Source organism: Stenotrophomonas sp. 63632_Sma, assembly GCF_056482875.1.
In genome coordinates this window covers 2,840,233-2,862,989 of sequence record NZ_CM151220.1, presented here as the reverse complement: position 1 = coordinate 2,862,989, position 22,757 = coordinate 2,840,233, and the positions used below count along the sequence as shown (strand labels likewise).

General features: G+C 64.4%; 23 protein-coding genes, 1 tRNA gene and 1 pseudogene. 8 read left to right on the top strand and 17 right to left on the bottom strand.

All coding sequences use genetic code 11. The annotated features are described in order from the left end of the window. Positions 1-12 precede the first annotated feature (12 nt). Complete coding sequence (locus tag ACZK45_RS13340; RefSeq protein WP_478444812.1) at positions 13-1,083, bottom strand: DUF4241 domain-containing protein; 1,071 nt, start codon at positions 1,081-1,083, stop codon at positions 13-15. A 124-nt stretch (positions 1,084-1,207) separates the two neighbouring features. Here ACZK45_RS13340 and ACZK45_RS13335 point away from each other — a divergent pair. Then, positions 1,208-1,297 (top strand) — tRNA-Ser (locus ACZK45_RS13335). A 65-nt stretch (positions 1,298-1,362) separates the two neighbouring features. On the opposite strand, the gene ACZK45_RS13330 is transcribed toward ACZK45_RS13335, so the two are convergent. Further along, complete coding sequence (locus ACZK45_RS13330) at positions 1,363-1,578, bottom strand: helix-turn-helix transcriptional regulator (RefSeq protein WP_010480570.1); 216 nt, start codon at positions 1,576-1,578, stop codon at positions 1,363-1,365. Between the two features lie 455 nt (positions 1,579-2,033). Between ACZK45_RS13330 and ACZK45_RS13325 the strand changes: the two genes are divergently transcribed. The 3 genes and pseudogenes from ACZK45_RS13325 to ACZK45_RS13315 form a co-directional block, all read left to right on the top strand. Next, positions 2,034-2,273: a hypothetical protein gene (locus ACZK45_RS13325; RefSeq protein ID WP_279912174.1), complete on the top strand. Its 240-nt coding sequence runs from the start codon at positions 2,034-2,036 to the stop codon at positions 2,271-2,273. 770 nt (positions 2,274-3,043) lie between these two features. Then, positions 3,044-3,520, top strand: coding sequence for a hypothetical protein (locus tag ACZK45_RS13320; RefSeq protein ID WP_478444811.1), 477 nt, complete (start codon positions 3,044-3,046; stop codon positions 3,518-3,520). 306 nt (positions 3,521-3,826) lie between these two features. Continuing rightward, positions 3,827-4,125, top strand: a pseudogene (locus ACZK45_RS13315) (transposase); the annotation flags it as partial. Between the two features lie 221 nt (positions 4,126-4,346). On the opposite strand, the gene ACZK45_RS13310 reads toward ACZK45_RS13315, so the two are convergent. Beyond that, positions 4,347-7,100, bottom strand: coding sequence for a UvrD-helicase domain-containing protein (locus ACZK45_RS13310; RefSeq protein ID WP_478444810.1), 2,754 nt, complete (start codon positions 7,098-7,100; stop codon positions 4,347-4,349). Positions 7,101-7,278: 178 nt separating this feature from the next. On the opposite strand from ACZK45_RS13310, the gene ACZK45_RS13305 reads away from it, so the two are divergent. Continuing rightward, positions 7,279-7,488, top strand: a complete 210-nt coding sequence (locus ACZK45_RS13305) for a hypothetical protein (protein WP_478444809.1) — start codon at positions 7,279-7,281, stop codon at positions 7,486-7,488. Between the two features lie 69 nt (positions 7,489-7,557). On the opposite strand, the gene ACZK45_RS13300 is transcribed toward ACZK45_RS13305, so the two are convergent. Both ACZK45_RS13300 and acuI read right to left on the bottom strand, forming a co-directional pair. After that, positions 7,558-7,872 carry a hypothetical protein gene (locus tag ACZK45_RS13300; protein ID WP_478444808.1) on the bottom strand — a complete coding sequence of 105 codons (315 nt, stop codon included), beginning with the start codon at positions 7,870-7,872 and terminating at the stop codon, positions 7,558-7,560. A gap of 134 nt (positions 7,873-8,006) precedes the next feature. Then, positions 8,007-8,996: an acrylyl-CoA reductase (NADPH) gene (acuI, locus tag ACZK45_RS13295; RefSeq protein ID WP_478445891.1), complete on the bottom strand. Its 990-nt coding sequence runs from the start codon at positions 8,994-8,996 to the stop codon at positions 8,007-8,009. Positions 8,997-9,097: 101 nt separating this feature from the next. On the opposite strand from acuI, the gene ACZK45_RS13290 reads away from it, so the two are divergent. Beyond that, the gene (locus ACZK45_RS13290; protein ID WP_107431662.1) at positions 9,098-9,445 is read left to right on the top strand and encodes a winged helix-turn-helix transcriptional regulator; all 348 of its coding nucleotides are present in this window, start codon (positions 9,098-9,100) and stop codon (positions 9,443-9,445) included. A gap of 292 nt (positions 9,446-9,737) precedes the next feature. Here ACZK45_RS13290 and ACZK45_RS13285 read toward each other — a convergent pair whose 3' ends face one another. From ACZK45_RS13285 to ACZK45_RS13250, 8 genes are all read right to left on the bottom strand, one after another. Further along, on the bottom strand, positions 9,738-9,935 hold the full coding sequence (locus ACZK45_RS13285) for a hypothetical protein (protein WP_032128612.1): 198 nt from the start codon (positions 9,933-9,935) through the stop codon (positions 9,738-9,740). A 115-nt stretch (positions 9,936-10,050) separates the two neighbouring features. After that, positions 10,051-10,428: an EF-hand domain-containing protein gene (locus tag ACZK45_RS13280; protein WP_049463021.1), complete on the bottom strand. Its 378-nt coding sequence runs from the start codon at positions 10,426-10,428 to the stop codon at positions 10,051-10,053. A 26-nt stretch (positions 10,429-10,454) separates the two neighbouring features. Further along, the gene (locus ACZK45_RS13275; protein WP_478444807.1) at positions 10,455-10,850 is read right to left on the bottom strand and encodes a hypothetical protein; all 396 of its coding nucleotides are present in this window, start codon (positions 10,848-10,850) and stop codon (positions 10,455-10,457) included. A 90-nt stretch (positions 10,851-10,940) separates the two neighbouring features. Next, complete coding sequence (locus ACZK45_RS13270) at positions 10,941-12,905, bottom strand: MacB family efflux pump subunit (protein ID WP_478444806.1); 1,965 nt, start codon at positions 12,903-12,905, stop codon at positions 10,941-10,943. Beyond that, positions 12,902-14,092: an efflux RND transporter periplasmic adaptor subunit gene (locus ACZK45_RS13265; protein WP_478444805.1), complete on the bottom strand. Its 1,191-nt coding sequence runs from the start codon at positions 14,090-14,092 to the stop codon at positions 12,902-12,904. Before ACZK45_RS13265 ends, ACZK45_RS13270 begins: the two co-directional genes overlap by 4 nt. A gap of 135 nt (positions 14,093-14,227) precedes the next feature. Continuing rightward, positions 14,228-14,644 (bottom strand): hypothetical protein, encoded by a 417-nt coding sequence (locus ACZK45_RS13260; protein WP_189721228.1) that lies wholly within the window; start codon positions 14,642-14,644, stop codon positions 14,228-14,230. Positions 14,645-14,967: 323 nt separating this feature from the next. After that, a complete protein-coding gene (locus tag ACZK45_RS13255) occupies positions 14,968-16,317 on the bottom strand; it encodes a sensor histidine kinase (RefSeq protein ID WP_032128607.1) in 1,350 nt (449 codons plus the stop codon). After that, the gene (locus ACZK45_RS13250; RefSeq protein WP_049398287.1) at positions 16,317-16,991 is read right to left on the bottom strand and encodes a response regulator transcription factor; all 675 of its coding nucleotides are present in this window, start codon (positions 16,989-16,991) and stop codon (positions 16,317-16,319) included. Before ACZK45_RS13250 ends, ACZK45_RS13255 begins: the two co-directional genes overlap by 1 nt. Positions 16,992-17,199: 208 nt before the next feature. On the opposite strand from ACZK45_RS13250, the gene ACZK45_RS13245 reads away from it, so the two are divergent. Further along, positions 17,200-17,481, top strand: a complete 282-nt coding sequence (locus ACZK45_RS13245) for a hypothetical protein (protein WP_049398241.1) — start codon at positions 17,200-17,202, stop codon at positions 17,479-17,481. A gap of 56 nt (positions 17,482-17,537) precedes the next feature. Here the strand turns inward: ACZK45_RS13245 and ACZK45_RS13240 are convergent, their stop codons facing one another. Together ACZK45_RS13240 and ACZK45_RS13235 are read right to left on the bottom strand one after the other, a co-directional pair. Then, a complete protein-coding gene (locus ACZK45_RS13240) occupies positions 17,538-19,679 on the bottom strand; it encodes a TonB-dependent siderophore receptor (RefSeq protein WP_478444804.1) in 2,142 nt (713 codons plus the stop codon). A gap of 73 nt (positions 19,680-19,752) precedes the next feature. Next, a complete protein-coding gene (locus ACZK45_RS13235) occupies positions 19,753-20,397 on the bottom strand; it encodes a TetR/AcrR family transcriptional regulator (RefSeq protein WP_478444803.1) in 645 nt (214 codons plus the stop codon). Between the two features lie 82 nt (positions 20,398-20,479). On the opposite strand from ACZK45_RS13235, the gene ACZK45_RS13230 reads away from it, so the two are divergent. Continuing rightward, entirely contained in the window at positions 20,480-22,009 is a 1,530-nt protein-coding gene (locus tag ACZK45_RS13230; protein ID WP_285302529.1) for an FAD-dependent monooxygenase, read from the top strand. 45 nt (positions 22,010-22,054) lie between these two features. On the opposite strand, the gene ACZK45_RS13225 is transcribed toward ACZK45_RS13230, so the two are convergent. After that, a complete protein-coding gene (locus ACZK45_RS13225) occupies positions 22,055-22,300 on the bottom strand; it encodes a hypothetical protein (protein ID WP_049398237.1) in 246 nt (81 codons plus the stop codon). 125 nt (positions 22,301-22,425) lie between these two features. Continuing rightward, the gene (locus ACZK45_RS13220; RefSeq protein ID WP_032128601.1) at positions 22,426-22,695 is read right to left on the bottom strand and encodes a hypothetical protein; all 270 of its coding nucleotides are present in this window, start codon (positions 22,693-22,695) and stop codon (positions 22,426-22,428) included. Positions 22,696-22,757 lie beyond the last annotated feature (62 nt).

Below are 22,757 nucleotides of genomic sequence, written 5' to 3'. Positions count from 1 at the left end.
TTCCGGCCCCGGTCACTTCCGGCCGAACAGCCGATCCCAGAAGCTGCGCCGCGGCGGTGTGGCTGGCCTGGGCTCGGCAATGACCGGTGCTTCCAGTACCGCCATCAGTTCTGCGCTGCGTGGCTTCTTCAGGAAGCGGGCGTAGTCCATGTAGCTGGTCACCTTGCTCATGTGCAGGCGCTCCGGCATTGCCGGCAACGCGCCGCCCTGCAGCAGCACCCGCAGTGCCTGTGGACGGTCCAGGCGGATCGCCTCGAACAGGGCGGTGCCGCCGCAACCGGGCTCGATCTGGTTGGCGCGCTGTGGCGCATCCTTCAGCAGCTCTCGCAGCGCATCCGGGTCGTCGCGGTCCACGGCGGCAACCAGCCGTGCCAGCGCTTCAGCTTCTTCGGGTGGAAGACTGTCGCGATAGGCCTGGTCGGCGATCTCGCGCTCGTCGCGCCCGTCACCGCCCTGGATGCACAGGAAGTCGGTGACCAGGGCGACCGGAATGCCGGAGGTATCCAGCGCCCAGTAGCTCGGATAGACGCCGTCGCCCCAGCCGCTGGTGAATACGACCAGGCCGTGTGGAGAGTCCTCGCCCCAGGGGCGGTACTCGGCGCCTTCATCCAGGCCGTCATGGTCGATCAGCGCATCCGACCATTCGCTGTCTTCGTCGCCATCGGTCTGTTCGATCAGGGCCAGCAGTGCCTGCTGAGTGTTGGTATCCATGAAGCAGCCGATGCCGGCGTCGACCGGATAGCCAATGAAACTGTCCTCATCCAGGCCGGTCAGGTCCTGCGTGGTCCAGCGCGCCATCTGCCAGTGCAGGGCAGACGCAGTGAGGGCTTCGCGGGGCTTGAACCAGACCACGGCCAGCGCCGGGCGGCCGCTGTGCACGATGATCTCGACCGGATGCCGGCCCAGCGGGGCGGTGTAGTCGGCCAGCGCGGGCGCCTCGGCCTGGACCAGCGGATCGCAGACCACCAGATGCCCACTGCTGACCGGCAGGTGCCCGGCGAAAGTGCGGTGCAGGGCCACTGCGGCCAGCTGGGTGTCGTCCAGCAGGGTGGTGCGCAGGTTGGCCAGATCGAGGTGGGCCATGGGGGCTCCGATTGCAGTGAAGGCCCCACCGTGCCGGATGCGAAGGGCGGGGGCAAGGGTGGTCTTGGGCAAATGCCCTTCACGTGCGAGAATACGCCGCTGCCCGGGCGACCGGGACCCGATTGGAGAGATGGCCGAGCGGTTTAAGGCACCGGTCTTGAAAACCGGCGAAGGGTTAAACCTTCCGTGGGTTCGAATCCCACTCTCTCCGCCAGTCTTTACAAAAAGCTCCTAGAAATAGGGGCTTTTTCGTTTCTACAGCCTTCGCTACCCGCCCGCTTACCCATCCACCTGCAAAGGTCGGTTCTGCGCGATCTGCTGCCGAACCCAGCCTTGCACCTCGGATTGTATCCAGAGTGCGCGACGGCCGATGCGGATAGAGCGCGGGAAGCGGCCAGCTTTGATCTCGCCGTAGATGAAGGTGGTGCCCATACCGGTCATCTGGCGCACGCGATCAAGCGATAGCAGCTCTTCCAGTCTTTCAGCCGCGCCCATGATGGCCTCCGATACGACTAGCCTCCGTAGGGCGGTCGGCCAGCCCAAGCTGGAACTGCAGAACGTTGTCGATCGGCGTATCGACCGATGGGTGGCGCGCGCCGCGCACCGGTCGGTTGAGCCTGCGCCAGGCAGCAATGGTCGCATCGGGATCGTCATGCTTGCTGGTCGACCTGCAGGCGCACTCGACCAGGTGGCCGCCGCCAGCGGACGGGCAGCGCTTGTCGTGGATGTGGCGCCCGGCGGCCGGCGGCGCAGTTCGGCAGTCCTTCGGGGTGAGCTACATGTCGCGGAGTCATTATGCGCCCTCCATTTTGTGGCTATAGCTCTGGCGTAGTCTGGGGGCCTCGGAGCCGAGCTTTAATTTTCTTAATCCACAACTTATCCACATGGCTGTCCGTGGCCGCAGTGTGCTGGGGGATATAGTCTGTGCTTGGCACTTAATGGAGGCCGAAATGAACTGGAACAGCAGCGATAACAAGCACTACCGTGGTCCGATAGATCGAGTGTTTGTCTCGATGACCGAGCAGTACGAGGTGAGTTACTTCATTGATCAGTATCTGAAGACTCGCGGTTATGGTCTGACTGACGAGAATAGGAAGAAAGTCGGCACTAAACTGGCTACGTATGCGGGCAGGGCACCGTTCAAGCGCGACGACCTCAACGCGTTCTTGGACAACGGCTGGAAGAAATGAGATGTCCGCGAGAGGAGAGTCGCACTCTCCTCTCGTTCCCTGAGGAAATCCCAATGGTTTGAATGACGCCGCGCCGCGGCGTGCTCCCGCAAACCCACCGTGGTACTTGGATTGACCCCTCCAAGCAAACCATGCGGTGGCACGGATGGAGTGAACGGAAACATCTGCGTGGGCGTCTTCGTGCCGCATTTCCTCTCGCTGGCACTGGGTCACCATCAATCGCTCCCAGGCGGGAGCGGTGGGGAGCTTCGATCTGGAAGCAGGAAAGCCGTCAGTCATCGGTGGTCTACCTAAGACATTGGGTGCAAGGGGCGGTGTGAGGCGCGCGCAAGGAGAACCTGGTGTCGCACACATGCTCGCCTGGGCGGATCACGACGTGAACGCACGACAATAGACATTGGAATCGAGCGGCAAGGACGCTCGCGCCGGGCGAAGCAACGAATTGCGCGCGGGTGACGTTGAGCACAGGTGCAGCGGTGAGCAGCTGGTCAGCCATGGGTGATCTCCTCCGGCCGCATTGGCGTGGCAGAATACCCGGCAGTCCACAGGGGGATCAGGGAATGAGCTGGTGGAGCGGCTTTAGTACGTGCTCGGGCTTGGGGGTCGACGGCTGTGTCGTCTGGTGGGACGGGTGGGCGGTTGTCGTCGCGACACTCGCAGTCTTTGCGACGGTATTTCTCGGCATCGCTACGCTTCGGCTTGGCCGCCAGGCAAACTGTCTTGGGCGCATGTCCGTAAGACTGGGCAGAGCGGCCAATCGAGCTGCGAACTTGGCCGTGAAAATTGCGTCGGAGGAATCGAAAGCCCGTGCCGACCAAGAGCGTGCTCGCCGATTGCTGGTCCTCATCCAAATACGGGCTGAGGCGGCATTGGCCCGTGGCATCTTGAAAGGCACGTTGGACGCGATGCTCGCTGAGGGCGCAGAAAGACAGTTCTTGGCAGACCCGGGCTTCCGTAGTCGCATACGAGGCTCGGTACTCCTGCAAAGATTCCCGGTGGCGGAGTCGCTCAGCGATCGGCTGCATTACATCGGCCATCCGGTTGCCGGACACTTGGCCGCCGCTATGGCGATCGTCCAGAATTGGGCGCGCATATTTCCAAGCGCTGAGACGTTGGCTGGCGTTCCGTCAGACAATGATTGGGGCACCACTATGAAGGTGGTGCAGCTCGTGCATGGCCATATCACACAAGTTGATACCGCTTGCGATGCGGCCGCAGTGGAGGCGGGAATTGTGCCGGCCGAGTGATCGGCCGCGATAAGTGTCACGCCAACGGGTCATGAGTGCGCCTCCTTGATACTGGTGATCTGCTGGCCGCCGAGCGCTGCGCGGAACTCCCGCCGCTCGGCTTCGTTTGTGTAGTAGGCGGCGCGCTCCTGGCGCTCGCGCTTGGTGAACTGCGTGTCGTGCAGCGCGTGGTCGGCGGCATCGCGATTCGCCTTCCCGGTCCTCTGTACCGCGGGCTGACGTGCACGCTGTCTGGCCGGGCGACGGGTTCAATCCCGTTTTCACGGACACTCACAAGAAGGCCGATGCAGGCCATGAGGAGTGTTCATGTCAAAGCGTAGGAAGTTCAGTGTCGAGTTCAAGCGTGGTGTGGTTGAGCAGGCAAGCCAGCCCGGCGTCAGCTGTGCCCAGGTGGCGTGGGAGCCGGGAGTTCGGGACACCCTACTGACCCGCTGGAAGCGGGAAGCACAGCACCCGGGAGCTGCCGCTTTCGGCGGCACCAGGGCGCCACGGGACGACGAGCTGGCTCGCATTAAGCGTGAGCTGGCTCGGGTCAAGAAGGAATGGGATTTTTTGCGAGGAGCGGCGACGGTCTTTGCAAAGGAATCATCCTGAGGTGTCGGGTGAGCCGTGTTCTGATCACCGTCCGCCTTGTGCGGTTGACGACGTCGCTGGTACCAGCGACGTCGGTTACATGGCCGGCATTCTCTCTGCCAGAATCATGGAAATGCCCCTTGGAGCAGGGGCCTTTCTTGCTGCTTCCGCAGCTACTGCCCAGACATCGAACCGTTACGTCAGCCTGCGCAGCCTGGTTTGGGCGGGTGCACATGGATGAGGCCGAATGCACTTACCCACGCCGCCCACCCTTCGGCTTGTTGTGGCACAACGGATAACTGGAGCACGACCGGAAGGCCCCATGCGGTCCATTGCGGTCCACGAACACGCCCACCTTGCATACCGGACAGCGTTCTTCGTGGATGGCCGCGCCAGACAGGCTCGTCACTTCCACGGCCCCGTCCTTGACCAGCTCATCCAGGAACGGCGAGTGCTTGCCCTGCAGCGTGAACATCGCAACCGACCGCCGCGCTCGCGTCAGCGCCACATAGAACAACCGCCGTTCTTCGCTCAGTGGATAGGTGTCGCCATCCGGCATCGCCAGCGAAAGCACCGGGTCGTCCGACCGCAGGCTGGGGAAGCCTCGGTGGATCATCCCCGGCAGGATCACGTAGTCCGCTTCGCGCCCCTTCGATCGATGTGCGGTCAGGAATTCGACCTCCATCGTGCTGCCGAAGGCTGTCTTCCAATCCGAAGGCATCGCGCTGCGATCGGCGCGGTAGCGCCCCAGGATGAAGACCGTCACGCGTCCGTTGCGCCCTTGCGGCACCGCCCCGGACAACAACTGCTGATGCAGCTTGGCGAGGTACTGGCGAACGCCATCCTGCACCTCCTCACGCCGATTCATCTGGAACGCCTGCAGCACCGGGCCCATGGCCGTTGCAGCTGAGCGAACTGCTTTGGCGATCTGCGCGGGGTTGCGGCTGATGAAGCGGCTGGACACATCGCAGAGCGCCTGTGGGCAGCGGAACGTCTGTTCCAGTTTCAGCACCTGGCCATGGCCCATCCACCCGCGGAATCCGGTCATCACCGAAACGTCGGCCCCGGCGAAGCGATTGATCGACTGCCAGTCATCGCCCACCGCGAACAGATGGCGGCCCGGTTGGCTGACCAATGCACGGCAGAGGCGTGCGCGGGCGCGCGAAGCGTCCTGGAATTCATCGGCCATCACCAGCTCGTAAGGCGATTCGTAGCGGCCTTGTTCCAGCAGCCCGGCCGCCATGTTGAGCATGTCCTCGAAGTCGATGCCTCGCTCGTCAGCCAGTGCGTTGTCCCAGGCCTGGAAAACCGGCCCTGCGATTTCCAGGAAGCGACGGTGTCGCTCCTTGAACTGATCCTCGGGCATCTGCCGCAGGCGCGCGGCCATGTCATCCAGCGTCAGGCAGTTGCTCTTGGCATGGGCAATGAAGGTGCGCATCAAGCCGATCAGGTCCGCGTCCGGCATCGGCTTGGCACCCTGATCGGGCAGCTCGCGGTCCGGGTTCGGGTCGAGCTCGATGTCACACTCGCCAAGCTTCTCTGCGAGATCCAGCAGGGCATGCCCGCTGCGCAGGCCAAAGGATGTCGTCTCGACAAGGGCCGTGCCGCGTGCCACATGCTGCTGGCGCTTCCAGTGCATCCCTTCGCTGTAGTTGGCAATGTGCTTCGGCGGCTGACCATCAGCATCCAGCGCAAAGTGCTCGTGATACAGCCCGGCGTCCGGGTAATAGAAGTCGGGGCGATACTGGCGATGGGTGTCTGTCGCGGTATCAAATTCGTAGCGTCGCTCGTAGTCGTACGTCACGCCGTTATAGAAGAGCCAGTCGGCGATCACGCACTCTTCCAGGCTCTTCACCCGTTCCCCCTGCAGGGTGCGGATGTAGGGCGTGCCATCGCGGTCGTAGCCATCGGCCTCCATTTCCGCGCCGAATGGCGGCAGGTCGCGCCCGAACACCAGGCGGAACATGTCCCATTGGGTACGGAAGTGGGTCGAGCGATCCTTCAGATCGTCCACCAGTTCGGCCAGCTTGTTGAAGCCCAGCGTGGCGTCAGTGGTCCATTCGGGGATGTCGGGCTTGCGTCCGGTGGCCTTGGCGACGATGGCCAGGCCGAGGGCGTGGAAGGTCCGGGCTTCAACCACGGTGTCGCCCATGCCGAGCCGGTCGAAGCATCGCTGCGCGCGCTCTTCAAGCTCCCTGGCGGCATCCTTGTTGAAGGCGAGCATCACGATCCGTTCGGGTTCGACAAAGCCGCGATCAATGGCATAAGCGGCCTTGGCGACCATGGTGGAGGTCTTGCCAGAGCCGGCTGCGGCCACGACCTGCACGCGATTGTCGAAGCATATGACCGCGCGGGCCTGTTCGTCGGTCAGCGGCTTGCTCTCGACCCGGTCCAGGAAGTCCTTGGCCAGTACCCGTTCGCGTGCTGTCATGGATGCGTTGGCGTCGGCCCACGCCGCGGGCCAGTCCAGCTGCCAGTCGTGCAGGGCGTCCAGTGCTGCACGGTGGCTGGGCGAATGCAGGTCCTCGTGCACATCCTCATCCAGGAACAATTGTTCCAGCTCGCGCGGCGGGAGCGGCAGGGCGGGGCGACCAGCCAGCAGTGCCTGCTGTTGTTCGTGCGTGATCCAGCGGCGGCCGGTGCTGCCCCGGTCGATGAGGGCATCTGCCTCGGCCAGCCACGACTGGATCTGCTCCAGAATCGTGTCGAACAGTGCCTTGCGCCCGCGCGTGGTACCCGCAAAGCGCAGCTGCTGCAGCGCTGCCGCAAGCCGGGAAGCCTGGCTGTTGGACAGTCCATCCATGGTCAGCACGCCATCGCCCTGGGTCTGCAGGACGACCTTGGCCCAGACGAGTCCAGGGATGACCTGCACGCGCTCGTCGTCAGCTACGTGTTGCCGGTACTGGCGACCTTCAATCAAAAGCTCAACATGTTCGCCGTCAAGTCGCAGCCACCAGTTCGGCGAGCGGGTCACACGTAGGCCCCAGCCCGAGGGGCGCCATTCCATAGACATCCAGATACTGCCTTGCGTACGTCGACTGGGCTTGCAGAGCCCTTACCCCTCCATGATAAGGGGCCTTGACCACGCGCGTGGCCTTTCGCTTCATGGTCGGCCGTGCGGCCGGTTTCATTGACGTGGGCGAAGGCCGTTGCCAGCATGAAGCCTGTGGATGTGGACGCCGATCATGGAAATCGACTGGAACAGTGTGGGTACCTTGAAGCACACCGTCGGCGGCTACGATATCCGCACGGATGCACTGAAGATTCTGGTGACCGTTGCAATGCAGGGGCACGAAGGTGATGCCTCGCAGATGCGCATCGAAATGGAGGACGGCGTCGTGTTTCTGCCAGACGAGATCAGGCGCCTGGCACTGGCGCGGAGTCGCATCCGCTAGCCTCGCCGATCGGCACTGGACCTGGTTGCCCTGCGGCAGCTCCAGGTGCCAGCACCTGCCGGCACGGAATCACTCGTAGACGCAGTCCTGCCTTGTTGGAGGCACCTCAACCAGGTCTCCCCGTCGGATCAGCTCATCCAGATCCACTGCCGATGCCGCCAATGCCTCCTGCGCATCGAAATCCCATTTGTTCCTGTACTCACGCGCCAGGAGATCGCAGACAGCCTTGGCGCGCTGGTAGGCATCGCTCTTCGCGTCATCCTGCATCAGCTCATCGCGATGGATCTGGCAGAGCATCAGCTGGTGTGCGTCTTCGCCGCGCTCGCGCTCCCAGGCAATGTCGGGCAGGCCGGAAAGAGCGGTCGCAAGGGCGAGTGCAGTCATTGACATGGCGGTGTCCACAGTCGGCGGAAACCTGAGCGTATGCGAGCAGCAGTGGCAAACGGCCACTGCCGCACGCATGGTTTCACGGCGTGTTCACCATTCGTTGCCGGATGGAATCCGCTGGGGAGGCTTCCTCAGGCATTCACATCCACCACTATCCGCCCACGCACCTTGCCCGGAATGATCTGCTCGTAAACCTCAAGCACGCCGGCAAGCCCAATCAGCTGCACCGTGCTTTCAAGCTTCTGCGGATCCAGGTCGGTGGCAAGCCGGTCCCACGCGCGCTGGCGGACGTCCTGCGGCGCATTCACCGAATCCACGCCCGCAAGGGTCACGTTGCGCAGGATGAAAGGCAGCACCGAGCCGTGCAGCGCGTCGCTCTGCGCCAGGCCGCACGCGGCCACGGCACCGCGGTACTTGGTCTCGGCGATGGCGTTGACGAGGGTAGGGCCGCCGGCCACATCCACCACGCCGGCCCAGCGTTCGGCGCTCACCGGCCGGTCGCGTGGTTCCGAAAGCTGCGCGCGGTCGATGATTTCGCTCGCACCCAGGTTGTGCAGATACTCAGCATGCTCCGGGCGCCCGGTGGCGGCCACCACGCGATAGCCCAGCTTTGAAAGGATCGCCACCGCAATCGAGCCGACACCGCCGTTGGCGCCGGTCACCAGCACATCGCCCTTGTCGGGCGTCACGCCGGCATGTTCCAGGGCCAGCACGCACAGCATGGCGGTATAGCCCGCGGTGCCGATGGCCATGGCGTCGCGGGTGCTCAGGTTGCCGGGAATCCGGTTGAGCCATTCGCCGCGCACGCGGGCGCGCTGTGCCAGGCCGCCGTGGTGACTCATGCTCAGGCCCCAGCCATTGAGCACAACGCGGTCGCCTGGCTTGAAGTCGGCCCTGCTGGATTCCAGCACCACGCCTGCCAGATCGATGCCGGGAATGAGCGGGAACGTCCGGATGACCGGGCTCTTGCCGGTGAGGGCAAGCGCATCCTTGTAGTTGAGCGTGGAGTACTCGACCTGCACCAGGACGTCGCCGTCCATCAGATCGGCCTCATCAAAATCGACCAGATCGGTCGATACCTGGTTGTTTGTCTTGCGAGCGAGCAGTGCTTTGAACGTCATGGAGGGGCTCACATTCAAGGAATGGGGCCATGCTAGGCTCGCACCGCTATTGCAACAAGAACGATGATTTTCCGTAGGTACTATGGTTTTCCGGAGTATGCATGCGTAGCAAGCGTTGGGATGGCAAGAGCGGTTGCGCCGTGGAGGTCACGCTGTCGGTCATGGGTGGCGTGTGGAAGCCTGTCATCCTCTTCCACCTGATGACCGGCAAGCGTCGCTTCATGGAGCTGACGCGGCGGGTGCCCAACGCCACCCAGTCCATGCTGACCAGCCAACTGCGGGAACTGGAAGCTGACGGGGTGGTGATCCGCCATGTCTATGCAGAGGTGCCACCGAAGGTCGAGTACGAGCTGTCCGAATTCGGGCGCACGCTGGTGCCGGTGCTGCTGGCCATGCGCGAGTGGGGCGAAACCTATCGCGGCCATAGAAGCACGGACAGCGACAGCTGAGGTCTGAAGCGTAGCGCCGAGTGTGGTCGACATGGCCCGCGCACCCCGCAGCGTTTCGGAGGCCACAGCAATCGCGGTAGTGCAGGAGGCAGCGCATGTGGGGCGCTGCCTCGCTTCGTGAAGGGCGGCGAGCAGGATATCGAAATGCAGGCGCGCGAAAATAACGCGATGCGGATGGGATGAAATCACTCCGCCCACGCGTATGGAACCTCTTCAGTAGCAAGGGGCAGCGCCTGGCAGCCAATGCCAGCCCCCGAAATGGGGGCCGGCACACATCACGGCAGTGCGTGACTTACGGGATGGTGCAGCCGCTGTTCCGCAGGCAGCGGGCAAAAGCCGGGTAGCACACCTTCTCGCCATTGCCCGCTGCGAGGCAGGCCTCGTAGGCCGTGTAGCACGGGGTACAGCGGGACTGCGCGGAGGCACTGCCGATTCCCAGGGTCAGTGCAGCAGCCGCAATAGCAACAGACAGCTTGAATCCAATCTTCATGCTTCACTCCGTTGATAGCCCTCCTTGGGCACCTCGGAGGCTAACGTGGGAAGAGGGTGTATTCAACCCGCACCGAGCCCGGATGGGTATCCATCTTCAGCGCCCCGCCCTGGATTTACTTTGTTGGTGCGTCTGCAGTCTGAGCAGCAACCATGGCCTGTTGCATTTCCTTCAGCGACAGATAGCCATCACCATCGGTGTCCAGGCCCGCGAAGTACTTCGCGATCTCCGGCACCACGTTGGCTTCCTCCTTGCTGATCCTGCCGTCTTTGTTCCTGTCCATCGCGGAAAACGCGGCGTCGATGGAATCGGCCTGCTTGCTGAAACGTTCCTGCTGAAATGTCGCGTACTCTGTCTTGTCGACGCGTCCGTCGTTGTTGGCATCCATGGCGGTGAATGTGGCGTCGATGTAGGCCTGCTTCGGGTCGGCCGGTGAGGCCTGGGCCAGCAACGGGGCAGTGCACAGGGCGATCAACAGAGTGATCCTGGTCATGGGTGATTCTCCTTGAAAATTGCAGATCAGCGGCAGGGATAGGTGTAGCCGTCGGAGTCGCGATAGGTGTCGTTGCGGCGGTCGTAGTTGCCGTAGCGGTTCATGCAGTAGTTGGCGCGCTCGCGGGTCTCGCGCTCGCGTTTGGCGGCAGCGGCAATCACGCCGGCCACCACCGCTGCACCTACCACGCCCACCACGACACCGGCGGTCTTGGCATCGTGCCGGCGCTCGCGTTCGCGCTCATGATTCCGCTCACGTTCGCGCCGTTCCCATGCATCGCGCTCCCGATCGCGGTAGTCCTGGTTCCACTGCGGGTTGTAGCGGTCGCCACGCTGCGCATGGGCGTCGCCGGCGTACGGCATCAACACCAGCTGCGCAGTGACCGCTAGAATCAGCGCGGTTCTTCCTGTCTTCAGAAACATCGTCCAGCTCCTGTGCGGACATCGTTGGTAGCCGTAGTACACCCCGCAGACATTGCGCGAACCTGCCGTCAGGGCGAGCAATTGCAGCGGCTATCGAACCAGCGCCTCCACAGGATCCAGCTGTGCGGCACGGCGTGCCGGCAGGAAGCCGAAACCAACGCCGATCAGGCTGGAACACACGAACGCAGCCAGAATCGAATTGACGGAGAACACCAGGCTGAAGCCCGCATCGGCCAGCTCCATGACCGCGCCCAGCGCCAGTGCCACGCCGATGCCGAGCACGCCACCGAGCAGGCAGACCAGCACCGATTCGATCAGGAACTGCTGCAGGATGTCGCTGCGTCGCGCGCCCACCGCCATGCGCACGCCGATCTCGCGGGTTCGCTCGGTCACCGACACCAGCATGATGTTCATCACCCCGATCCCGCCCACTACCAGTGCGATGGCAGCGATGGAGCTGATCATCATGGTCAGGATGCCAGTGGTCTGTTCAATGGATCTACGGATCTGCGCGTTGTTGCTCATGTAGAAATCGGTGCTGCCGTGGCGGCGAGTCAGCAGTCGCGCGATGGCCTGCTCAGCCGCTTCCATGCTGATCGCATCCGAGACGCGCACGGTGATGCTGGAGACGTGGCTCTGCCCCAGTACGCGCGCCATCGCGGTGGTGTAGGGCAGCCATACCCGCAGCAACGATGCATCACCAGTGGTGCCGGCATCCTTCTTCACCACACCCACCACGCGCACCGGGACATTGCCCAGCAGCAGGGTCTGCCCGATCGGATTGTCGGTCGCGGCGAAGAAGCGTGCGCGGGTATTGGCGTCGATCACCACCACCTGCTGGTAGCCGACCACGCCGGGTGGACCGAAGAAGGCGCCCTCGCCGAGCTTCAGGCCATGCACGCGGAAGTACTGCTCGCTGACGCCCTGCACCTGCACGCTGGCAGAGCGGTTGCCGCGCAGGGCGGTGCCGCTGGTGGCAACACCCGGGGTGGCGCTGTCCACGAATGGCTGCCGGGCCAGGGCCACGCTGTCGCCGGGGGTGAGTGTTTCCACTCGCGCCGAGTGCAGGTCGCCAAAACCGGAACCGGGATAGATCTCGATCGTGTTGGTACCCAACGAGGAGATGTTGGACAGGATGGCCTGCCGTGCACCGGTGCCCAGTGCTACCACCGCCACGACCGAAGCAATGCCGATGATGATTCCGAGCATGGTCAGGAAGGTGCGCATGCGGTGGGCGTTCATCGCGCGCAGTGCCATGCGGAAGGCTTCAGCGAAACGGTCCCGCCAGACCTGCCAGCCGCTGCTACCCGCGGATTGGGGCACGGCTGGCGTCGCCACGCCCGCCGCCAGAGCAGTACCGGTTGCACGATCATCCACGATCCGCCCATCGCGGATTTCGATGATGCGCTGCGCATGCTCGGCCACGGCCATGTCATGCGTGACCAGCACCACGGTATGGCCCTCGGCGTGCAGCTCGCCGAGGATCTTCATCACCTCTTTGCCGGAATGCGTATCCAGCGCACCTGTGGGTTCGTCGGCGAAGATCACCGCGCCACCATTCATCAGCGCACGCGCAATCGAAACGCGTTGCTGCTGGCCGCCCGAGAGCTCGCCAGGGAGATGCTGCATACGCTCGCCCAGACCCAGCCGCGACAGCAGGGTGGCTGCCCGTGCATGGCGTGCTTCGGCAGGCATGCCGGCGTAGATCGCAGGCACCTCCACATTGCTCAGTGCAGTCAGATCGGTCAGCAGGTGGTAGCGCTGGAAGATGAAGCCGAAGTGCTCGCGGCGTAGTTCGGCCAGTTCATCAGGCGACATCTGCGCGGTCTCGCGCCCGGCGATCTGATAGACGCCAGCGGAAGGGCGATCCAGGCAACCCAGGATGTTCATCAGCGTGGACTTGCCCGAACCGGATTGGCCTACGATGGCCACCAGTTCACCTGCGTGAATATCCAGGTCGATGCCGTCGAGTACCACCAGTGTCTGCTCGCCCGCGGCAAATTCACGGCGTACGCCGCGAACGCGCAGCAGTGGCTCGGTCATGGTCGTACTCATTTGGGCTGAGCGGGTGCGCTGGTGGCTTCGACGTTGGCCTGCGCCAGCACGACCTGATCGCCTTCGTTCAGCCCGTCGCGTACTTCCACCTGGATCTGGTCATCCAGCCCGGTGGTGATGCGCCGCGTGCTGGCGCGGCCGTCGGCACCACGGACCTGCACGCTGTAGCTGCCATCGACGGCGCGCGCACCCAATGCGGCCGAGGGAATGGTCAGTACGTCGTTGGCGCGGCCCAGCACGATGCGAACCTGCGCGGTCATGTAGCTGCGCAGGCGGCCATCGGCGTTGTCCACGTCGAACTGGCCGTTGTAGTACATGGCCGTGCGGCTGGCACCCGACACCGCCGGTGCGGCGAGGCTGGAACTGTCTTCGTTGGTGATCGATTCCGGTGCTGGCGCTATATCCCGAAGCCTGCTGCTGTAGCGGCGACCGGCATCACCAAGAATGGTGAAGAACGCCTCCTGCCCAACAGCGGTGTGTACGACGTCAGCCTCGGAGATCTCGGCGTATACCGTCATCACGTCCTGATTGCCCAGCATCACGATGGTCGGTGCGCTCTGCACCGCATTCACGGTCTGCCCCTGGCGCGCGACCACGGCCAGTACGGTGCCGTCGGTGGGGGCGGTGATGCGGGTGTACTCCAGATTGGTCTGCGCGACATCGACGTCGGTCTGTCGACGCGCAACTTCACCGTCCAACGCGGCGATCTGTTCACGGGTGGCGTCGACCTTGGCCTTGGCTGCATCGAAGTCGGCGCGGGCCACCAGCTGCGCGGCAGCCAGTTGCTGCTGCCGATGCAGTGTCAACTCGAACTGGCGCAGGTCGGTCGCCAGTGCATCGCGGTTGGCGCGCGCGGTGCGCTGTGCGGCCTGCGCGCTCAGCAATGCATTGCGCTGCGTGCGCGAATCGATATCGGCGATGGGATCGCCGGCTTTCACTTTGTCGCCCAGTTTCACATGCAGGGTGTCGATGCGGCCGGAGACCTGCGCACCCACGCTGACCAGCCGCGAGGGCTTCAGCGTACCAGTGGCTTCCACCACCTGTTCGATGTTGCCGCGAACGACCGGCGCAACCTGCAGTTGCTGAGGTGGTGCGGGCCGCAACCATGCAAACAGAATCAGCGCGCTGCACAGCAGGGCGGCAGCAATCATGAGCGCCCGGCGGCGCTTGCGTGGTGCGGCGCTCATCGTCGCAGCATCCAGTAGAGACAGGTCATCGCGGGTCCTCGCGGCAGTAGAGACACACGTCTGGCGTGGCAGACGGGGTTGGCCGTCGAGTCTCGATGCGCTGGGTTGCGTGAACCTTGCGGGGCTGTCGCTGTGTCAGCGTGCGGCAAGAAGGGCGAGCAATGCTACGGCGATGAACTGCAGGGCGCTACCGAGAACCAGCAGTGCATTGCGCAGCCGGTGGCCTGCCAATCGCGCAGCGAAGAGTTGACTCACCGCGCCGGCCAACAACCAGAAGAATGCTGGAACAGGCAGCTTCGTCATCCCTGCACCGATGCTGATCAGCAGCGCGCTGGCAATCATTATCCCGGTGGCATGACCATCCAGGACGCGCAGCAGTGGTGGCATCGGGCGCGAGGTTGCCGCGCGCCATGCCGCCAACCCATGCAGCGCAGCATGCACGGCAACGAACAGGAGCACGGCAGCGGCCGCCGCAGCGCTCGCGTGCCTGTACGTTGAAGCCACCAGTGCAATGCCGGGCAGCAGTAGGAACAGGGCGCCGAACAGCCGCATCAATACACCTGCGCGCTCGGTTTCGGGAACTGCCCGCAGCCAATGCGGCCAGTGTTCCAGGCCGAGCGCGCGGCCAGTACGCGGGTGGCGATTCCATGCGGCAGCGGTAAGGCCCGGCGAATTCCGCGGTGGCACAGTGCGCGTGGAAGAGGACGGTGGCGGAGCTCCCTGGGTCACATGCAGGCTTCCTGTCAGATCGGAACGCGGTGGCACGGCAGGTGCCACACCCCGATGCTGTGCAGCGAACATTGCCGCAACCTTGCCTGTCCTCGCTACCGGCATCGCATGGACAGGTGCCAGTTACACAGGTGCACGCGGTGTGTTCAGTGCTCCAGCGGTGGCGCGCTGGTCACGCCCGGGTGCAGTGGAAACTCAACACGGATCAATGCACCACCGCCAGGCGCATCCAGAATCGTGACGTGGCCGCCGTGGCGGTCGATCACCTGGCGCACCAGGTTCAACCCCAGTCCTGCGCCTGTCTGCCGTGGCCGCAGCCGCTGGAAGGGTTCGAAAACCCGTTCGCGCTGGTCGACCGGTATGCCGGGGCCGTCGTCCTCGACCTCCAGGCAGCTGCCCTGAACGCGCACGATGATCTGGCGTCCGCCATGTTCGGCAGCATTCAGCACCAGGTTGGAGATTACCCGCTCCACTGCGCCGGTCTCGCCGAACACCGGGAAGTGCGATTCCACCGCCACGGCTACGGTCTTGTCCGACTGGATCAACAGCGGCGCCAGATCGGCGGCCACCCGTTTGGCCACCCGCGCCAGGTTGATGGTTTCCTTCGGCCCGTCTTCGTCCATGCGGTGCAGATCCAGCAACTGCTCTGCCAGCGTCGCCAACCGTGCCACTTCCACGGCCAGGTTGCGCGAGGTGGCGTCGTCGGCCGCATCGACCTTTACCCTCAGAATCGCGATGGGGGTGCGCAGCTCATGCGCGGCGGCGGCGATGAAGCGGCGTTGCCGCTCGTGCCCCTCGTCCAGCCGCTCCAGTGCTTCATTCACCGCCGTCACCAACGGAGCGATCTCCACCGGCACCGCGGTTTCTGTCAGGCGGACACCGCGGCGACTGGCGGAGATGTTGCGGGCTTCCTGGGCGATGCGCTCCACCCCGGCCAAAGCTCGTCTTACGATGATCGGTGTCAGGACGATGGTGGCCAGGCCCAGCAGCAGGAAGATCGGCAGGGTGATGATGTGTGCCGCCAACGCCATCTGCCAGGTCAGCGTATCGGTTTCGCCGTGGGCCATGATGGTCAGCTTGCCGGCCGGCCCGCTGTGCTGGCGGACCACGACGGCCAGGCCATCGCTGCGGTCGCGCCCGCGCAGGTCGCCAAAGGGGATGCCATCCAGTGCGCCAACCAGCGAGGCATAGGCCGGCGGCACAGGCCCGAACGTAACGTGGTGGCCGTGCTCATCCTCGGCGATGAACCATGCACCGGGAACAACCTTCAGCAGTTCGGCCAGTTCCGGCGTGTTCTGCACGTAGAGGTCGCCATTGCGGTCGCGGTGCACCGCGTCGGCCGCCACCGGCGCGAAGGTCTGGATGGTGTAGTAGCCACCGCTGTCGGCACGTATCAGCACCATCAGCAGCGCGAAGAACGCCACCAGCAACGCCAGCAGCTGATAGATCAGCGTTTTGACGATCAACGGGCGCTTCAGCGAGGGACGACGCGCCATTACTTGGCTTCCCGCATCAGATAGCCGACGCCGCGGATGGCGTGTATCTCTACTCCTGCATCGGCATCGGCCAGCTTGCGGCGAAGGCGCGAGACGTGCGAGTCGAGCGTGTTGGAATGGATGCCGTCATCGAATCCATACACTGCCATCTCAATCGACTCGCGCAGCACGGTGCGCCCCAGGCGCCGGGCCAACGCGGTCAGCACACGGATCTCGCGGCGCGGCAGCTCAAGCCGTTGCCCGCCCACACTGGCTTCACCCGATGCCGGGTCGAACACCAAACGGCCGATGCTGACCAGTTCCACCTGCATGCCGCTCGGCCGGCGCCCTGCAGCGCGGATGCGGGCGAACAGTTCCTCAAGTGCGAAGGGCTTGGCCAGATAGTCGTCCGCGCCCTCATCCAGGCCGGCGATGCGGTCCGGCAGCTGCCCCAGCGCGCTCAGCACGATGATCGGCACCCCTGGGTTGCGCTCACGCAGCAGGGAAATCAATCCCAGCCCGTCACCGTCGGGCAGGGTGCGGTCCAGCAGCACCAGATCGTGCGATCCGCACAGGGCCGCTTCGCGGGCCAGTGCCAGCGTGTTGGCCAGGTCCACCACGTAGCGCTCGCGCTGCAGGGCGGATTTCAGGGTGGCGGCCAGTTCGGCTTCGTCTTCGATCAGCAGGATGTGCATCGGCAGGGCTTGGGCAGGAAGGGCGTGGCAGGGCGGTTCGGCACGCGCCGGCACCGTATTACAGGAACATTGCGTGAACATGGCGTGCCTTCCCGATCTTCCGCACGGCTGTGGTGACGCAGGAAACACGCTGTCGGCGCAAGGTTCGCGCAATCCAGGCACTCCAGCCTTGGCGGCCACTCGCTGCCCCCCAATCCCTGGAGTACCCATGAAGTTGTTCGTTCCGTTGTTGCTCGTGGCCGCGTTGAGTGGCTGTACCACCGCGAAGATGACCGTTACCCCTGATGGCCGGCGCGGCGTCTCCATCGACTGCAGCGGCTCCAGTGCCTGGAGTGGCTGCTACGAAAAGGCCGGACAGATGTGCCCAGGCGGCTATGTAGTCTTCAGCAAGGATGGCGACGACGGCAACGCCATCGCGGTGGGCAACAAGAACGGCTTCACCTCCACCCAGATGGCCACCCGCTCGATGCTGGTGGCCTGCTCGCACTGACACCCACAGGGGAGGTGGGTTGCCACCTCCCCGTCATCACCGCCCCCAGCCCTGCGTCAGAAGCTGTAAGCGGCCTGCACGTACACCCGCCGCGGCTCACCCGGGAAATGCCCGTTGCGCGCGATGAAACCGCTGGCTGCATATACCTTGTCGAACAGGTTCTTGACGTTGGCCTGGAACTGCCACTGCTTCCATGTGGTCTTCCAGCTCATGTCGAACACGGTGTAGGCCTTGACCGTCTGCCCGTCCAGACTGACGCGCTCACCCACATGGTCAGCACCAAAGCCGATGGCCGAATTGATCGACGGCAGGTCGTAGCGCGTCCACATTCCCAGCTTGTTGCGCGGCGCATTGGCGAATCGGTCGCCGGAAGCGTTGGTGATGCCATTCGGGCCTGCATCCTTCACCCGCGCATCGTTGTAGGCGTAGGTCAGATTCAGCACCCAGCGCTCGGTGAGGTCGGCCAGCAGATCCAGCTCCATGCCGGTACTGCGCACCAGGCCCAGCGCGGCCAATTGGTTCACGCCACCGATCACTTCGCCGGTGGCCTGCACGATATTGCTGCGGTCGATCCGGTAGGCGGCCATGTTCAAGGTCACACGGTCGGCCAGCAGGGACTTCATGCCCACTTCCCACTGCTTGCTGCGTTCTGCATCGAACGGCCCGCCAGCGGCGGGGTTCTGGTTGGCAGCACTCTGCGGTACAAAGCCGCTGGCCACGTTGGCGTAGACATTCAGGCCCTCGCGCACGGTGAACGTGCTGCCCAGCCGCCAGCTGAGGTCGTTGCCGTCCACACTGCTGCCGGCAATGCGGTCGTCGTCCTTGAAGCCATCCCAGCGCAACCCGGCCAGCACATGCCAGCGTGTGCCCAGTGCCAGCTCGTCCTGCAGATAGCCGCCATAGCGCATGCTGCGGGTGGACGTGCTGCGCCAGGGCAGGGCCGCCAGGTTGTAGTCGTGCCAGGTACTGGCGCCATACACGGGATTGAACAGGTCGATACCGCGCACCGGCCCCGCACCACGGGCAAGGTCGGCGCTGCTGGCGGTCTGTGCAGTGAAATCCGCATCCAGCTGGTACACATCGGCACCGAACAACACCTTGTGCTCAACCGCGCCGGTGGTCACCCGCCAGACTGCATTGCCGTTGGCAGTGAATGCTTCGTTGTCGCGGATCTGGTTGCGCAGCTGGCGGGTCATCCACTCGGCCACGCCATCGCGGTCACGATCGATCAGGCCCATCGGCTCGTGGTACATCTGGTGCTCGTTGTTGCTGAACCAGCGAGCGGCGAAGTCCACATCCAGATTGTCACGTGGTGCGAAGCGGTACTGCGCCAGCGCCACTTTGGCGCGCATGTCGAGGAAGTCGCTGGCCTCGTTGTGGTTCCAGCGGCGGTCGGTCAGGAAGGTGCCCGCATCATTCACCGGCACGCCGCGCAGGCGGTTGCCGCCGAGGTTCTGGGTGATGTCGGTGAACTGCAGCACCAGCTCGCCGGTCCGGCCGATGTCGAAGGCCAGCGAGGCGTCGCCGATCACGCTTTCGCTGTCGGTGTTCCAGCGCACACCCTTTTCACTGTCGGCATACAGCCCGGCGCGATAGCGCACGCTGCCGGAGGCATTCAACGGCCCGGTACCCTCGATCGATCCGGCACGAAAGTTCTTGTCGCCCAGCTGGATCTCGATGTTGCGTCCGGCGCTGGCTTTCGGTTTGCGGGTTACATAGTTGATGACGCCGCCTGCATCACCACCGCCATACAGCGCACCTGCCGGTCCCTTCAGCACTTCCACGCGCTCGATGTTGAACAACTGCGGGACCGAGAAACCTGCATACGGGTCGCCGCGCAGGCCGTCATACAGCACGTTCTCCTGGCGGAAGCCGCGCAGGGTCACCCCGGCATAGCTGAAGTAGCTGATGCCGCTGATGCTGCGATAGAGGTCGGTCACCTGACGCGCGGCCTGATCGTCGATCAGTTCACGCGGGATGACCTGGATCGATTGTGGGACCAGCTCCAGCGGTGTATCCGTGCGGGTGCCGACCGCAGCATCGTCCACCCGGTACAGGGTCTGTGCACGTCCGCGAACTTCGACCTTGTCCAGGTCCTTTGGCGCGGCAGTGGAGGGCTCGACAGCATGGGCAAGGGTTGCCAGGGGTAGGGTCAGTACCAGGCACAAGGCGCGTTTCAGGGGTATTGGAAAAGGCATCGGGAGAGGGGGTGTGTCTGCAAATGAGAAAGATTAGCATTTGCAACACTTCGTGACCTATCCCCCGAATGCGTTATGGACGCGCGCCGGGGTCCGTATACGGGCTGCCCGCCAAGGCCACCAGTACCCCGGTGGCGCCACGCACGATCAGCTGCAGCATGGCCTCACGCGGGTCCTCGCCCTGCAGTTGGCTTGCCAATCCCTTCTCATAGGCCGCCACCATCGACGCCAGCAGCATGGCCGCGCCCAATCGCGCTTCGGCGTCATGTTCTGGCCGGCCGGCAGCGTCGGCCATCAATCGCGCCAGGTCGTCAGTCAACTGCGCCTGCAGCCGTCGCGCGTGCGCGACCAGTACCGGGCTCTCCGCCACGGTGCCCCAGAAGGCGGCAGCGCCGGCATTGATGCGCAGCAGCGGATGGCCAGCCTCCAGCAACTCGCGCACCAGTGACTGGAAGGCCGCCAGCGGGGTCATGCCGCTGCGCGCCATCATGCCCTCGCGCAGCAGCATGCGCGCCTCCTCATCGCGATCGAACACCAGGTCTTCCTTGCTGGCGAAGTAGTTGAAGACCGTCTTGCGTGAGACGCCCGCGGCTTCGGCGATTTCGGACATGGAGACGGCCTCGAAGCCACGCCGGATGATCAGCTCGGTGGCGACGTCCGAAATCGCTTGTCGGGTCTCGGCCTTGCGTTGTTCGCGACGACCTGGAGGCGGGGTCATGGGCGGTTCACTTGTGGAAACGTACACCGAGTGTAACATTTGACCCGCCAGAGCGCCGACCCGGCGCTCACAAGGATTCCCCATGCTGTACGACGTCGTCATTGCCGGTGCTGGCCCGGTGGGCCTGTTCCTGTCCTGTGAACTGGCGCAGGCCGGGTGTTCAGTGCTGGTGCTGGAACAGGCCAGATCCGCCGGTTCGCCGTTGAAGCGCTTGCCATTCGGGCTGCGCGGCTTGAACGCCCCTACGCTGGAGGCATTGGATCGGCGCGGCCTGTTGGACGCGGTCGCCGCGACACAGGTGCTCAAGCCCGAGAAGGGGGCGCCGCCGCCCGGCACCGCCCATTGGCTCGCGCAGCCGCGGGCGCTGGGCGGCCACTTCGCCGGAATACCGTTTGCCTTGGACGACGTCGACCGCACGCGGTGGACCTGGCGCCTGCCGTCGCCGGTGGGCAGCCAGATGGCGGTGGAGCTGCAGGCCCTGGAAACGGTCTTGGCCGAACGTGCGACCACGCTGGGCGTGCGCATCGAACGCGGGCGTGCGGTACAGGCGGTGCGCGCCTGTGCAACCGAAGTGGAGATCGAGACCGCTGACGGGGCGGTACGTGGTCGCTGGCTGGTAGGTTGCGATGGAGGCCGCAGCACAGTGCGCAAGCAATGCGGTTTCAGTTTCATCGGCACGGATCCCGAATTCACCGGTCATTCGCTGCAGGTCGATCTGGAAGATCCCGGCGTGCTGACCCCGGGCCGTCAGTACACCGCGCAGGGCATGTGCAATTTCAATCCCCCCGGTGTGCTCGCGCTTGCCGATTTCGATGGCGGTGCCGGGCATCGAAAACCTCTCGCGCTGGATGAAGCGCAATCGCTGCTGCGACGTGTGTCTGCCCGCGACGTGACCATCACCGCGCTGCATCTGCACAGCACCTGGACCGACGGTGCGCGCCAGGCCAGCGCCTATCGCAACGGCCGCGTGCTGCTGGCAGGCGACGCTGCGCACGTGCATTCCCCGTTGGGAGGGCAGGGCCTGAATCTGGGCATCGGCGATGCGATGAACCTGGGCTGGAAACTGGCCAGCGTGATACGCGGTGACGCTGACGTGGCGCTGCTGGACAGCTATCACGCGGAACGGCATCCAATTGGCGCCAACGTACTGGACTGGTCGCGCGCGCAGGTTGCGCTGATGCGTCCTGGAGCCGGTTCGCGCGCGTTGGCGGCGGTCATGGCCGATCTGGCCGGCACCCGCGATGGCGCCACCTATCTGGCCGAACGGGTCTGGGGCGTGTCGCAACAGCTCGATCTGGGCGATGGCCATCCATTGGCCGGTCGCAGCGTGCCGGATTTCCTGCTGGCCGATGGCCGCCGCATGGGAGAGGTGCTGAGGACGGGGCAGGGGGTGTTGCTTGTGCTCGATGAGAACGGCGCTTCGTACAATCCCGTCGACCGTTGGCGACAGCCGTTCACCCGCATTGCCTCGGCGGTGGACGATGCGCTCGGCCTGGGGGCGGTACTGGTGAGGCCCGATGGAATTGTCGCGTGGGCCTGCGATGCGGGAGGTGATCAGGCAGGGTTGCGCCAAGCGTTGCAGCGCGGGTTCGGACTGCCGGAGGCTGACTGACGTACAGGGCGGAGGCGCAGCCGATGTGGGCTGCGCCGGGTGCGGTTACAGATCCTTCTTCTTGCCGCTCAGGTCGATCGGCCTGTCACTGCCCTTGCGCTCGCTCGACCACACTTCCATGCTCTTGTTGCAGCGGCTCTCGCGGGCAGCCACTTCGCGCGGCAGGTCCTTCAGATGCGGCGACTCCTGGCAGGCCTGATGCATGTTGCTGTCGTCATAGGTTGCACAGGCGCTGAGCGAGGCCAGAGTGATGGCGACGAGGGTGGTGCGGAGCAGGGGCTGCAGGTTCATGGGAGGGTCTCGGGTGGTGCCGGGCTGGCCATGGAATTCAAATCCGTGACACCGGGCGCAGACAATCCGACCAATCACACTTGTTATTCTATAACAGAAGCGCGATAGTCCGGCGCCTGCTGCTGTCAGGCGACGCAGATCATCAGCATCATGCTCAGCGCCAGCATCAGCACGAATACGCGCCGGCTGAGCGCAAGGCAGGCCAGGCAGGCGGCCAGTGCCCAGGCAGCCAGCAGCGCGCAGGCCAGCAGCCACAGCCCGATCACCATCAAAGAGCCACTCGCCAGCGCTGACAGTGCGATCGCCTTGAACAGCGTCACGCCCAGCACACTGCCGAGCACGCCAGCCTGCAGAGCGATGGCATCGTGACGGGCAGGGGCGGGCGGGTGGCGCATGTCGGCGGCGTTCGTTTGCTGCAAGGGAGGCGCAGCCACTGTGCCCGATCACATATCCACGC